At 72.1% G+C, this 13,049-nt stretch carries 14 protein-coding genes; 11 read left to right on the forward strand and 3 right to left on the reverse strand.

The window, feature by feature from the left end; translation table 11 throughout:
* Positions 1-33 precede the first annotated feature (33 nt).
* The 3 genes from dapE (at position 34) to OG928_RS20875 (ending at position 3,484) form a co-directional block, all read left to right on the forward strand.
* A complete protein-coding gene (dapE, locus tag OG928_RS20865) occupies positions 34-1,095 on the forward strand; it encodes a succinyl-diaminopimelate desuccinylase (RefSeq protein WP_406285984.1) in 1,062 nt (353 codons plus the stop codon).
* 98 nt (positions 1,096-1,193) lie between these two features.
* Positions 1,194-1,961 carry a TIGR00730 family Rossman fold protein gene (locus OG928_RS20870; protein WP_406285986.1) on the forward strand — a complete coding sequence of 256 codons (768 nt, stop codon included), beginning with the start codon at positions 1,194-1,196 and terminating at the stop codon, positions 1,959-1,961.
* A 113-nt stretch (positions 1,962-2,074) separates the two neighbouring features.
* Entirely contained in the window at positions 2,075-3,484 is a 1,410-nt protein-coding gene (locus OG928_RS20875) for an alkaline phosphatase PhoX (RefSeq protein WP_406285988.1), read from the forward strand.
* A gap of 94 nt (positions 3,485-3,578) precedes the next feature.
* Here OG928_RS20875 and folP read toward each other — a convergent pair whose 3' ends face one another.
* Entirely contained in the window at positions 3,579-4,391 is an 813-nt protein-coding gene (folP, locus tag OG928_RS20880; RefSeq protein ID WP_406291102.1) for a dihydropteroate synthase, read from the reverse strand.
* Between the two features lie 197 nt (positions 4,392-4,588).
* On the opposite strand from folP, the gene OG928_RS20885 reads away from it, so the two are divergent.
* Both OG928_RS20885 and OG928_RS20890 read left to right on the forward strand, forming a co-directional pair.
* Positions 4,589-5,188 carry a DivIVA domain-containing protein gene (locus tag OG928_RS20885; RefSeq protein WP_406285990.1) on the forward strand — a complete coding sequence of 200 codons (600 nt, stop codon included), beginning with the start codon at positions 4,589-4,591 and terminating at the stop codon, positions 5,186-5,188.
* Complete coding sequence (locus OG928_RS20890) at positions 5,185-5,763, forward strand: DNA-3-methyladenine glycosylase I (RefSeq protein WP_406285992.1); 579 nt, start codon at positions 5,185-5,187, stop codon at positions 5,761-5,763. Before OG928_RS20885 ends, OG928_RS20890 begins: the two co-directional genes overlap by 4 nt.
* 142 nt (positions 5,764-5,905) lie before the next feature.
* Here OG928_RS20890 and OG928_RS20895 read toward each other — a convergent pair whose 3' ends face one another.
* Positions 5,906-6,703 carry an enoyl-CoA hydratase/isomerase family protein gene (locus tag OG928_RS20895; protein WP_406285994.1) on the reverse strand — a complete coding sequence of 266 codons (798 nt, stop codon included), beginning with the start codon at positions 6,701-6,703 and terminating at the stop codon, positions 5,906-5,908.
* A 281-nt stretch (positions 6,704-6,984) separates the two neighbouring features.
* Between OG928_RS20895 and OG928_RS20900 the strand changes: the two genes are divergently transcribed.
* Positions 6,985-7,152: a DUF3117 domain-containing protein gene (locus OG928_RS20900; RefSeq protein WP_078976897.1), complete on the forward strand. Its 168-nt coding sequence runs from the start codon at positions 6,985-6,987 to the stop codon at positions 7,150-7,152.
* Between the two features lie 160 nt (positions 7,153-7,312).
* Here the strand turns inward: OG928_RS20900 and OG928_RS20905 are convergent, their stop codons facing one another.
* Complete coding sequence (locus OG928_RS20905; protein ID WP_406285996.1) at positions 7,313-7,978, reverse strand: O-methyltransferase; 666 nt, start codon at positions 7,976-7,978, stop codon at positions 7,313-7,315.
* A gap of 336 nt (positions 7,979-8,314) precedes the next feature.
* On the opposite strand from OG928_RS20905, the gene sigE reads away from it, so the two are divergent.
* The 5 genes from sigE to OG928_RS20930 all read left to right on the forward strand — a co-directional run bounded on the left by sigE (position 8,315) and on the right by OG928_RS20930 (position 13,041).
* A complete protein-coding gene (gene sigE / locus OG928_RS20910) occupies positions 8,315-8,932 on the forward strand; it encodes an RNA polymerase sigma factor SigE (RefSeq protein ID WP_355535070.1) in 618 nt (205 codons plus the stop codon).
* Between the two features lie 107 nt (positions 8,933-9,039).
* Complete coding sequence (locus OG928_RS20915) at positions 9,040-9,660, forward strand: zf-HC2 domain-containing protein (RefSeq protein WP_406285998.1); 621 nt, start codon at positions 9,040-9,042, stop codon at positions 9,658-9,660.
* Positions 9,661-9,838: 178 nt separating this feature from the next.
* Complete coding sequence (locus tag OG928_RS20920) at positions 9,839-11,488, forward strand: trypsin-like peptidase domain-containing protein (RefSeq protein WP_406285999.1); 1,650 nt, start codon at positions 9,839-9,841, stop codon at positions 11,486-11,488.
* 152 nt (positions 11,489-11,640) lie between these two features.
* On the forward strand, positions 11,641-12,075 hold the full coding sequence (locus OG928_RS20925; RefSeq protein WP_406286001.1) for a sec-independent translocase: 435 nt from the start codon (positions 11,641-11,643) through the stop codon (positions 12,073-12,075).
* Between the two features lie 321 nt (positions 12,076-12,396).
* The gene (locus OG928_RS20930) at positions 12,397-13,041 is read left to right on the forward strand and encodes a hypothetical protein (protein WP_406286002.1); all 645 of its coding nucleotides are present in this window, start codon (positions 12,397-12,399) and stop codon (positions 13,039-13,041) included.
* Positions 13,042-13,049 lie beyond the last annotated feature (8 nt).

Consider the following 13,049-nt stretch of genomic DNA (forward strand, 5'->3'; position numbering starts at 1 on the left):
TGCCGGGTCCGGGGGCGGCGATAGGCTTCCGGCATGACCGTGAAGCTCGATCTGTCCCTGGACGCGGCGTCGCTGACCGCACAGCTCGTCGACATCCCCTCCGTCAGCGGCGACGAGAAAGTGCTCGCCGACGCCGTCGAGGAGGCGCTGCGCGGCTACCCACACCTGACGGTGCACCGCGACGGTGACTCGGTCGTGGCGCGGACCGATCTCGGGCGCGCCGAGCGGATCCTGATCGCGGGCCACCTGGACACCGTGCCGATCGCCGACAACCTGCCGTCGCGGATCGAGGGCCCGCTGATGTACGGGTGCGGCACGTCGGACATGAAGAGCGGTGTCGCGGTCCAATTGCGGCTCGCCGCGCACCTGCCCGAGCCCAATCGCGACGTCACCTACGTCTTCTACGACTGCGAGGAGATCGAGGCGTCCCGCAACGGGCTGCTCCGGCTCGCCGGCAACCACCCCGAGTGGCTCGCCGCCGATTTCGCGGTGCTGATGGAGCCGACCGGCGGCGCGGTCGAGGGCGGCTGCCAGGGCACGCTGCGGGTGCAGATCACCACGACCGGCGAGCGCGCCCACTCGGCCCGTTCCTGGCTGGGCGACAACGCGATCCACGCCGCCGCGCCGATCCTGACCCGGCTGCAGGGCTACGAGCCGGTCAAGGTCCTCATCGACGGCCTGGAATACCGCGAGGGGCTGAGCGCGGTGAAGATCGAGGGCGGCGTCGCGGGCAACGTGGTCCCGGACGTGTGCACGGTCACCGTCAACTTCCGGTTCGCGCCCAACCGCAGCCCCGAGCAGGCGCTCCAGCACGTGCGCGAGGTCTTCGCGGGCTTCGACGTGGTGCTGACCGACTCCGCCGCGGGCGCGCTGCCGGGCCTGGACCGGCCCGCCGCCGCGGCGTTCGTGGCCGCGATCGGCACCACGCCGCGGGCCAAGTTCGGCTGGACCGACGTCGCGCGGTTCTCCGCCCTGGGCATCCCGGCCGTCAACTACGGCCCGGGCGACCCCAACCTCGCGCACAAGCGCGACGAGCACGTGGAGATCGCGCTGATCGGCGACAGCGAGACCAGGTTGCTGAACTGGCTCTCGTGACGGGCCGAGGCCGAACTCGCGTCCACCGTGCGGGAACCGTGACGGGGGCCGTGGCGTAAATCCGATCAAGTACCGCCCCGGCGTGACAGGCTGACCGGATGGACGCGCGATTCGCTCCGGAGGAGCCACCCGAGTTCGCCTCGCCCAGTGAGGTGGAGGAGCAGCACCCCGGCATGGGGCACCTCGGTACCGAGGCGTGGCGCGTGCTGCGGATCCAGACCGAGTTCGTCGACGGCTTCGGCCTGCTCGCCGACCTCGGCAAGGCGGTCAGCGTGTTCGGGTCCGCCCGGACCAAGCCGGGCTCGGACGACTACCGCACCGGCGAACAGGTCGGCCGCGCCCTGTCCGAGGCCGGCTACGCCGTGATCACCGGCGGCGGGCCCGGTGCGATGGAGGCCGCGAACAAGGGCGCGCGGGAGGCCGGCGGGATCTCCGTCGGGATCGGCATCAAGCTCCCGTTCGAGTCGGGGCTGAACCCGTACGTGGACCGCGGCATCACCTTCCGCTACTTCTTCGCGCGCAAGACGATGTTCGTGAAGTACGCGCAGGGCTTCATCGTGCTGCCCGGCGGGATCGGCACGCTGGACGAGTTGTTCGAGGCGCTCACGCTCGTACAGACCGGCAAGGTCACGCACTTCCCGGTCGTGCTGATCGGCCGCGACTACTGGAGCGGCGTGCTCGCCTGGCTGCGCGACGTGGTGATCGCGCAGGGCAAGGCGTCGCCCGCCGACCTGGACCTGATCCGCCTCACCGACGACGTCGAGGAGGCGGTGCGGATCATCCGCGAGGCCGACAACGGCGAGTTCGAGGCGGAGGCGGCGTCCCGTGCCGACAAGGCCGCCGCCGAGGGACGCGCCGGGAACTGAGCAATTGCCACCTGACGGGCATTCAGGCGCCCCGTCGCGTTCACTTCGTCGACACCGGCGGGCGAAAACGTAGGGGCGTCCTGATATTTCCTGCCTGTCACGGGAGAAACCCGATGTCGCTGTCCCGCAGGGGCTTCCTCGGCCGCACCGCCACCACCGGGGCCGGTGTCGCCCTCATCGGCAGCACCGGCATGCTGCTGGCCCCGAACGCCTCGGCCGCGTCCAGGCCCGGCGGCCACGGCCGGCCGCCGGCCACGCCCGGCTACGGCCCGCTGATCGTCGACCCCGCCGGCCGCCTCGCGCTGCCCAAGGGCTTCTCGTACACGATCGTCACCGAGGCCGGCGTCACCAAGCTGGAGTCGGGCGAGGTCACCCCGGGCAACCACGACGGCACCGGCGCCTTCAAGCTGCGCGGCGGCGGCACGGTCCTGGTCAACAACCACGAGCTCGGTGGTTCGTTCAAGGACACCCCGCTGCCGGTCCCGCACCTGTCTGGCCTGGTCTACGACGAGGGCCTCGCGGGCGGCTGCACGGTCGTCGAGGTGAACCGGTACGGCCGGCGGATCCGCGAGTACGTCGGCGTGGCCGGCACCGCGACCAACTGCGCGGGCGGGGTGACCCCCTGGGACACCTGGCTGACCTGCGAGGAGACCGAGCAGCTCGCCGGCCAGGGCAGCGCGACCAAGGACCACGGCTACGTCTTCGAGGTCGACCCGTACGACCGCCGCGCCAACCGCGACCCGAAGCCGATCAAGGCGCTCGGCCGGTTCGCGCACGAGGCGGTCGCGGTCGACCCGCGCCGCGGCCACATGTACCTCACCGAGGACGCCGGCAACCCGAACGGGCTGCTCTACCGCTGGGAGCCGCCGCGCCACTGGGACGGCGGCCGGGGCCGGCTGCGCAAGCTCGCCGACACCGCGGGCGTGCTCGCGGCGATGCGCTGCGTGGACGCGAGCGGCACGCACGTCGACGACCTCTCGCGCGCGACCGAGATCGGTACGAGCTACGCCGTCACGTGGGTGACCGTGCCGGACCGCGACGCGCGTACGGTCTCGATCCGCAAGCAGTTCCAGAACACCGACATCACCCGCGGTCGCAAGATCGAGGGCATCTGGTGGGGCGACGGCGGCGCCTACGTGGTCACCAGCTTCGCGCGGGCCGAGAGCCCGGGCACGCCGCACGACGGCCAGATCTGGTTCTACGACCCCAAGCGCTCGCGGCTGACCCTGAAGCTGCGGTTCGGCGTCAACACCACGCCGGACGTGGACGGCCCCTACGACGGTCCGGACAACATCAGCGTGTCGCCGCACGGCGGCGTGATCATCTCCGAGGACGGCGAGGGCGTCCAGCACCTGCTCGGCGCGACCGAGGACGGCAAGACCTACCCGATCGCCCGCAACGACGCCCCCGGTGGCAGCGAGATGACCGGCCCGGTCTTCTCCGAGGACGGCCGCACGCTGTTCGCCAACGTGCAGAGCCCGGGCACGATGTACGCGATCCAGGGCCCCTGGAAGCGCTGCTGACCCGCGGGCGCCGCTGAACGATCTTGGAGTTGGTGGGACGGAACGGCGGTTCCGGCCCGTCAACTCCAAGATCTTTTTTGTCTTTCGGGGCCGATCAGGCCAACGCGCGGCGGGCCACCGCGGGCTGCCGGGTGCCGTGGATCGAGGACACCATGTCGAGGACCTGGCGGGTCTCGTCGACCTGGTGCGCGCGGTAGACCCGGGCGCCCAGCCACGCGCTGACCGCGGTCGTGGCGAGCGTGCCCAGCAGGCGCTCGTTCACCGGCTTGTCCAACGACTCGCCGACGAAGTCCTTGTTGGAGAGCGACACCAGGACCGGCCATCCGGTGTCGACCAGCTCGCCGAGCCGGCGGGTCGCCTCCAACGAGTGCCGGGTGTTCTTGCCGAAGTCGTGCCCCGGGTCGATCAGGATCGCGTCCCGGCGCACCCCGAGCGACGCGGCGCGCTCGGCGAGGCCGACCGTGACGTCGAGGATGTCGGCCACCACGTCGACGTAGCCGATGCGGTGCGGCCGGGTGCGCGGCTGCGCGCGCCCCGCGTGCGTGCACACGATGCCGACGTCGTACTTCGCGGCCACCTCGGCGAGCTTGGGGTCCACGCCGCCCCACGCGTCGTTCATCAGATCCGCGCCGGCCTCGCAGACCGCCTCGGCGACCTCGTGCCGCCACGTGTCGACACTGATCACCACGTCGGGGTGCCTGTGGCGCACCTCCGCGACGAACGACGCCGTTCGGCGGATCTCCTCCGCGACGTCCACCTCGGCCCCCGGCCCCGCCTTCACGCCCCCGATGTCCACGATCCCCGCGCCCTCGGCGACCGCGCGTTCGACCGCGTCCAGGGCCGGTCGATCGTCGAATGTCGCGCCCTTGTCGAAAAACGAGTCCGGCGTCCGGTTGATGATCGCCATGATCACCAGCTCGTCGCCACCGAACTCCCGTCGTCCCAGCCTCAGCGTCGTCACCCCGTCGACCTCCGCCCAACCACACCCGGCACGTGCCACTTGACCCCCTGATCGTGGCACGATCGTCCCGTGCGACGACCCGGGGGCTTCCCGAAGCGGCCCGGGCACCCATCACCTGCACCGCCGTCGAAGGGGAGCCGTCCGTGTTCTGGATCCAGCTTGTCGTGGTGACCGGGGTGATCCTCGTGATCGCCGCGGTCGTGCTCGGAGCGGGTGGCTCCCTCCCCGACTCGCACCGCGAACAGCCCGAGCTGAGGATGCCCGAGGACCGCCCGCTCACGAGCGCCGACATCGACCACGTCCGCTTCCCGGTGGTCTTCCGCGGCTACCGGATGAGCGAGGTCGACTTCGTGCTCGACCGGCTCACCGGCGAACTCGCGGCCCGCGACGCCCGCATCCTCGAACTCGAGTACAAGCTGGCCGGCACCACCCCGGCGGGCCTCGCGGTCGCGGCCCCGGGCGGTACCGCCGCCGTGGGCGCCACCGCGCTCGGCGCGAGCCGCTCGACCCCGCCACCGCGCGGATCCGGCACGACGCTGTCGCTGGAGAAGCCGGAGTCGGCCGAGTCGGAGCAGACGATCACCCGGACGGCGGATCGGACCGCCGACGCCGCCGAGACCGCCGACGCGCCGACCGTTGCCGAGGCGCCCGAGCCGGCCGAACCGACCGATGTCGCGGACGCCGCGGACGCCGCGCGGGACGCCGACGCCGAGAGCGACCCGAAGGGCGACCCGAAGCCGTGAGCGTCGTCGGCGGTCCGGTCGCGGGACCGGACGGACTCCTGCGGTGCCCGTGGGGCGCGACCGGCCCCGACGACTATCGGGCCTACCACGACACCGAGTGGGGCGTGGCCGTGCACGGCGAGGACCGGCTCTACGAACGGCTGTGCCTGGAGGCGTTCCAGTCCGGCCTCTCGTGGCTGACCATCCTGCGCCGCCGGGCGGGCTTTCGCGCCGCCTTCGCGGATTTCTCGATCGCGCGGGTGGCGACCTTCGACGACACCGACCGCGTGCGGCTGCTCGCCGACGAGGGGATCGTCCGCAATCGGGCCAAGATAGACGCCGCGATCGCCAACGCACAGGCCGCACAGGCCCTCCAGGGCGGCCTGGACGCGCTCGTGTGGTCCTTCGCACCCAAGGGCACCCGCAAGGCCCCCAAGGCCGTCTCCGACGTCCCGGCGGTCACCGAGGAGTCCACCGCCCTGGCCAAGGAACTCAAACGCAAGGGATTCCGCTTCGTGGGCCCGACCACGGCGTACGCCCTGATGCAGGCGTGCGGCCTCGTCAACGACCACCTGAAGGGCTGCACCTCGCGCTGAGCGGCACGGGCCCGGGTCCGGGGCGGCGTGCGGCACGCCCCGGACGCAGGGCCGAACGGGTGGTCGGCGGAACCCGCACGGGAGACGGGCGCCCACCCCGCGGGAGCGCGCGGGCGCCTTACGGCCGACGCCGCGGGTTCGCTCAGCGGCCGAGGAAGACCGGCTTCTCCTTGGCCACGAAGGCCGCGACCGCGATCCGGTGGTCCTGCGAGCCGCCCGCGCGCAGTTGCAGCTCGTTCTCCTTGTCCAGCGTCTCGACCAGCGAGTGCGACGCGCCGTAGGCCACCGACTCCTTGAGCGCGGCGAGCGCGACGGTCGGGCCCTCGGCGAGCCGGCGGGCCAGCTCGCGGGCCGTGTCGGCGAGCTCGTCGGCCGGCACCACCTGGTTGGCCAGGCCCAGCTCGAGCGCCTCCGCGGCCTTGACCGTGCGCGGGAGCATCAGCAGTTCGGTGGCCTTCGCCGGGCCGATCAGGCGCGGCAGCGTCCACGACGCCCCCGAGTCGGCGGTCAGCGCGACGCTCGCGAACGCGGTGTTGAAGCCGGCCGTGTCCGCCATGATCCGAAGATCACACGCCCACGCGATCGCCGCGCCCGCTCCCGCCGCGACGCCGTTGACCGCGGCGACGACCGGCTTGGCCATCGTCGCGATCGCGGTGACCAGCGGGTTGTAGTGCTCGCGCACGGTCGCGAAGGTGGCCTCGGGGCCGGTCTCCAGCTGTCGGATGTGCGCCTTGAGGTCCTGGCCGGCGCAAAACGCCCGGCCGGTGCCGGTCAGCAGCACGGCCCGCACGGCGGGATCGGCCGCCGCGCGCAGGATCGCGTCGCGCAGCGCGATCTTGGTCGGCTCGTCGAGCGAGTTCATCGCGTCGGGGCGGTTCAGCGTGACGGTCGCGACCGCGTCGTCGATCTCGTACAGCACATTGTCGGCCTTGTCGGCCATGACTTGCCTCCACGTCACTTACATCGGCGCAGGTGGGATGTGCACAGCATGGCGGACCGCTTCCCCGGGCCCACGCGCGCCCCTGACGGAACGTCAGCTGATTTCGGACCCGGGACGGACCATCTCATTCCGCTCCGTACGGACGGGGTTCGCGAGGTCGACGGGACCCGATGTTGCTCACCCCACCGTTCGATGCGGGATAATGGTCCCTGATCAATGCTCTCGAAGACCGGTGGCCGGTTTGAGCACCGGTGCGTCGATATGCAGGAAGGGGAACGAGCATGGCGGCCATGAAGCCGCGGACGGGCGACGGCCCGCTCGAGGTGACCAAGGAAGGGCGGGGCATCGTCATGCGCGTTCCGCTTGAGGGCGGTGGACGGCTCGTAGTCGAGCTGTCGGCCGATGAGGCCGGCGCCCTGAGCGAGGCGCTGAAGAACGCCGTGGGCTGACCCCCTGGGGCGACGCCCTCGACGAAAGTCGTGAGCGACGGCCCCGGTACGGACATGGAAGCTCATGTCCGTACCGGGGCCGTTGGCATGTGCCGGCCTTTGCCGGTCCCGTGCGGCTGCGCCGTTCGAGTGTCGTGTGCCGGCGTCGTCGTCGGGCGGATCAGCCGCGGCGGGCCGCGCACAGCAGGCCGTCGCCGACCGGCAGCAGGGCCGGGACGAGCGACTCGTGCTCGCGGATCACGCGCAGTACGTCGCGCACGGCCGCAGTCGCCGCGTCGCGGTGGGCGGGGTCGGCCACCCGGTCGTGCAGGAACGCGTTGTCGAAGCACACCACGCCACCGGGCCGCAGCAGCCGCAGCGCCTCGGCCAGGTAGTCCAGGTACTCGAGCTTGTCGCCGTCGCAGAACACCAGGTCGTAGCCGCCGTCGGCGAGCCGCGGCAGCACCTCCAGGGCCCGGCCCGGGATGAACCGCGCGCGACCGCTGGGAAAGCCCGCCTCGGTGAAGGTCTCCTTCGCGAGGCGCTGGTTCTCGGGGTCGGCGTCGACGGTGGTGAGCACCCCGTCGGGACGCATGCCCCGCAGCAGGTAGAGGCCGGAGACCCCGGTCCCGGTTCCGATCTCGGCGACCGCCTTGGCCGCCACCGCGGCCGCGAGGAAGCGCAGCGCGGCGCCGGCACCGGGACCTATCGGGACCACGCCGACATCCCGGGCGCGGGCGCGGGCGCCCGCGAGGACGGCGTCCTCGCCGACGTACTCTTCCGCGAACGCCCAGCTAGCCTGGCGATTGCCGGAAATGGCTTCCTCCTCTGTCCTGGCCGCCCGCACGCGTTCGGGGCGGGTCGGCCACCTGAGCGCAAGGGTATTACCGAGGGGTCACGCTCCTCGTCGGGGAGCGCCGCGCGAGCGCGTACACCCGACCGATGGGCGCACCGCGCCCGGACCGGGGAACCCCGCCCGGGCGCGGTTCGTTGGCCCCCCGGAAGACAGGTGAACGAGAGGCTCGTGGCCTCGCGGCACCGCAGGCGGGACGGATGAGCGCCCCGGCGCCCTTATCCGGGCTTAACAGGCAAGAGCTTTATGGTGGTTGCGCTACTCGGAAGAGGAGGTGTGGCAGTGGTCGACCACCGCGGGGAACAATCCTGTACCCGCGACGCGTCGCCGATGCCGGATCACGTGGCCGAAGCCGCAAACGCAACCAGCAGCCCAGCCCAGGCCGAATGGGTCCCGCCGTCGTGGGAGGACATCGTCCGCACCCACTCGGCTCGGGTCTATCGGCTCGCCTACCGCCTCAGCGGCAACCCGCACGACGCGGACGACATCACCCAAGAGGTGTTCGTCCGCGTGTTCCGATCGTTGTCGAGCTACACGCCCGGCACGTTCGAGGGTTGGCTGCACCGCATCACCACGAACCTTTTCCTCGACATGGTTCGGCGCCGTCAGCGCATCCGGTTCGAGGGTCTCGGCGACGACGCGGGCGAACGGCTCGCGGGTCGCGAGCTCTCGCCCGCGCAGGCATACGACGACGCCCACCTGGACGCGGACGTCCAGCAGGCGCTGGATGCCCTCGCCCCGGAATTCCGCGCCGCGGTCGTGCTGTGTGACATCGAGGGCCTGTCGTACGAGGAGATCGCCACCACGCTCGGAGTGAAACTCGGGACCGTGCGCAGCCGCATTCACCGCGGCCGGTCCCAGCTCCGTGCGGCGCTGCGGCACCGTGCTCCCCGGAACAAGGCAGGCCAGGAGACGGCTGCGGAGGTCCGGACCACGGTGCGGAGATGAGGGACCGTGATCAGTGGTGAGCCCGGCGATTGCATGGGCAGGGGGGTAGTGAGTGCGACACGGACGAGGCGCGCCGCGACCTTTCGTGTGGCATGCGAGGTGGGGACATGAGCCACCTCGACGACAGGCTCGGCGCCTATGTGGACGGCGAGCTGGGCCATGAGGCCCGAGAGAAGGTGCTGGCGCACCTCGCCGAATGCGCGGAATGCCGCGAGGAGGCCGAGGAACAGCGCCAGGTGAAACAACTGCTCGGCAAGGTGCCGCAGCCGGGGCCGTCGGGTGACCTGATGGCGCGACTGCTCGCGCTCGGCGAGCCCACGCGGGACCAGCCTCCGCCGCCCGCGGCGGGGGATCGCTTCACGTTCCCGACCGCCGGTCGACCGACGGCCTCGGCGCGGGCGCGCTCGCGATCGAGGGGTCCGCGGGCCGGGCGGCCGGGCAACATGCCCGAGCGGGTCCGCCCGCCGGTGAACCGGCGCCGGCTGACGTTCGCCGCCGCGGGTGCGTTCTCGATGATGGCCGTCGCGCTCAGCAGCGCGTTCGTGCCGGGTGGGACGAGCGGCGGCACCGAGGGTCGACCCGCGGCGCCCGCCGTCGAGCGATACCTCGTCGAGCAGGCCGCGACTACGACCCCGCTGCCCGCCGGCGCGGGTTCCAGGCGTCCGGGCCTCGTGCTGGCGGGGACACCACTGACGGTCCCGATACAGGAGATCGACTACGCGCGCTGAGCCCGCACGTGTGAGCCCGCCGATCGCCGGCGGGCTCACACGTGGGTCGGGGTCGCGCGCGTGGAGTGCTGTGGGGCGGGTATCCACTGCCGCCATGACGACACCGGTCGGCACGCGAAAGACTGTGACCGTGCCGTAGACGGTGCTCGGCACATCGGGAGCGGTAGGAAGGCACACGATGAGCGACGCATACGGCCGCGGGGGAGCGGAGCCGCCGCGAGGCGACGACGCGCCGGCCGCGCCGGTATTCGACCACGACGCGGAGCCGGAGGCATTCCCGACCAGACCGTCCCTGGACAAGCGCCCGTCGGGCGAGTCCGCCGAACCGGCGGCGGAGCCCGAGACGACGGTGCTGCCGACGGCCGATCCGGCCGCCGAGCCGGACGCGTTCGGGCCGGTCGCGCCGGACGTCCGGGAGGCGGTCACCGCGGAGGTGCCCGTCGTGCACGGAACGGCCGAGATGCCGGCCGCGGACGACCCGGGCTACGACCCGTTCGCGCCGCCCCCGCAGCCGCCGCCGGTCGCGCCGCCGGCACGGCCGCGGTGGTCCGGGCGGCCCGATGCGCCGTACGCGGCGTATCCCGGTGCCGCGCCGCACGGCTACGGGCCCTACGGTCCGTACCCCTCGTATGCCCCGCACGCGTCCTACGCGCCCTATCAGGCCGTGCCGTACGGCTATTCGGTACCCGGGGACATGACGGGCGCCGGCGGGCCCACAGAGGACCTCGGCAGGCGCTACGGCAAGCGGCTCGTGTTGTGGGCCGCGCTGGTCGCGTTGGTGGCCGGGTTGATCGGCGGCGGCGTCGGGGCCTGGGTCGCCGACCGGGAGGACACCAAGGTCCGGCTGGGCGAGGCGCCCGCGATCGGCCCGGCCCGGCCCAAGGACAGCATCGCCGGCCTCGCCGGCAGCACGCTGCCCGGCGTCGTGTACATCCACGTGCGCACCGGCCGGGGCGAGTCCACCGGCACCGGCTTCGTGCTGGACACGGCCGGCAACATCCTGACCAACAACCACGTCGTCGAGTCGGCCGCGTCGGGCGGCACGATCAGCGTGACCTTCAACGACGGCCAGCAGACCACCGCGACGCTGGTCGGCCGGGACACCGGCTACGACCTCGCGGTCGTGCGGGTGTCCGGGGTCCAGGGGCTGCACCCGCTGCCGCTGGGCAACTCCGACGGCGTCCAGGTCGGCGACCCGGTCATCGCGATCGGCGCGCCGTTCAACCTGGAGGGCACCGTGACCTCCGGGATCATCAGCGCCAAGGACCGCGCGGTCAGCGCCGGCACCTCGGGCAGCGACGTCTCGTACATCAGCGCGCTGCAGACCGACGCCCCGATCAACCCCGGCAACTCCGGCGGCCCGCTGATCGACGCGTCGGGCGCGGTGGTGGGGATCAACTCCGCGATCCGCTCGGCCGGCGGCGGCCAGGGCAACCCGTTCGGGACGCAGCAGGAGGCCGGCAGCATCGGGCTCGGCTTCGCGATCCCGATCAACCAGGGGCGCCGGGTCGCGCAGCAGCTGATCGACACCGGCAAGGCGTCCCACCCCGTCATCGGCGTCTCGCTCGACATCGCCTACCAGGGCGACGGCGCGCGGATCGCGACCGAGGACGTCAAGGGCACGCCGCCGATCCGCTCCGGCGGTCCGGCCGAGCGGGCCGGGCTCAAGCCGGGCGACGTGATCAAGGCGATCGACGGCCGCAGGGTGCACGACGCCAACGAGTTGATCGTCGCGATCCGGTCGAAGGCCCCGGGCGCGGTGGCCAAGATCACGATCGAGCGCGACGGCGCCGAGCGCACCGTCGACATGACTCTCGAAGCCGGGTGACCCGGACATGACGGGCGCGTGTCCGGCGGGTCACATCTTTCGCCGATAGGTGGTTCGGTGCCGGCCGCGGCCTTCCGCTTCGGGCGCCGCCGACTACTCTGAGGGGGTTCGGTCGCCCGGCCGAGCCCCCTCGCGCATCTCGTGGAGTCCAGGTGTTCGACGTCGGTGCGCCGGAGATGGTCGCGCTCGTCATTCTTGCGATCATCGTGTTCGGCCCGGAGAAACTGCCGAAGATGATCGGTGACGTGGCCCGCACGATCCGCAAGTTCCGCGATTTCTCCTCCGGTGCCCGGGCGGACCTGAAGAAGGAACTCGGCCCGGAGTTCCAGAACATGCACCTCGAGGACCTCAACCCGAAGACCTTCGTCCGCAAGAACCTGATGGGCGACGGCGACGACGACCTCGGGATCAAGGAACTGCGCGACTCGCTCGGCAAGGACTTCGAGGAGATCAAGGGCCTCGCGAGCGGCAGCCCGTACGACTCCGACGTCCCGGACACGTCCTACGCCCCGCCGTCGCTGCAGAAGAAGGGCAGCGCCCGGATCGAGCCCGGCGAGCGCCCCCCGTACGACGCGGACGCCACCTAGCAACCAGGCCACACCCGGCCCCGGCGGATCCGCCGGATCCCTCGGACGGGGCCTCGGCCCGCCCGGGGTGGATGTTCCCGGCCACCGTCCCCTCGAAAAAAGACCCGACCGCCTCCGCCGGACAGCGGTGCGGAGGTACGCGCGCGTTCGGGCAGTATGGATCCGAAGTACACGGGCGGTGTGTGGTCGGTTACTCGGCGGATACATGTACCGGGCGGTGGGTCCATCCGGAGTCGCCGGGGCGGGGCGTGGGCTCCGGGCATGGCATACCGAGGCAGCCGGCGGCGCCGTCGCGACGCGCGAGAGGACCTGAGGCGGAGTATGGACACAATCAGCCACGCGGGCGAGGCGTTGCCGGCCGACGAGGCCGGCAAGCCCGATCTGCTGGGGGAATACCTGGTCGCAGACTTTCCCTGGTACGGCCTGGACGAGGGCTGGAACGGGCGGCGCTGGCTGTCGTCGGTGTGCAAGGGCCGACGCGCGATCGAGTACGGGACGCTCGGTCACGGCGACCTGCGGAGCCGGCGGCCGGGTGACCCGACACCACGCCGATTCGTGTCCGTGGTGACCGTTCCACGACGGCCCAAGCGGCCGGCCGGGGACGGCACCGGACAGATGGAGGCCACCTCGAAGGCGAGCGCGGCGTCACTCGCAGGAGTGGCGTTGCTCGCCGACAGTTGGCCGTGGCAGTTGGACCGCACGACCCGCGCCGAGTGGCTGCATCAGCAGACCAACATCGCGTGGGACCTGTCCGACAACCTGACCGGGCCGGGCTGGACCGACCTGGCGATTCCGGTCGACGGCGTTCCGTCGCGGTTCCGCTATCGCGAGTCGACGTACGGCTGGGTGCTCGCGGGCGAGAGCTCGGGCGTCTTCCTCGGGATGTACGGCCGCGGCGCGAGCGCGTACGGCCTGGGTCTGTCCCGCTCGGTGGACCTGAGCAAGTACGCGACCCCGGACTCCTGACCGTGCCG

It is taken from the genome of Embleya sp. NBC_00896 (genome assembly GCF_045207785.1).
GTDB lineage: Bacteria > Actinomycetota > Actinomycetes > Streptomycetales > Streptomycetaceae > Embleya.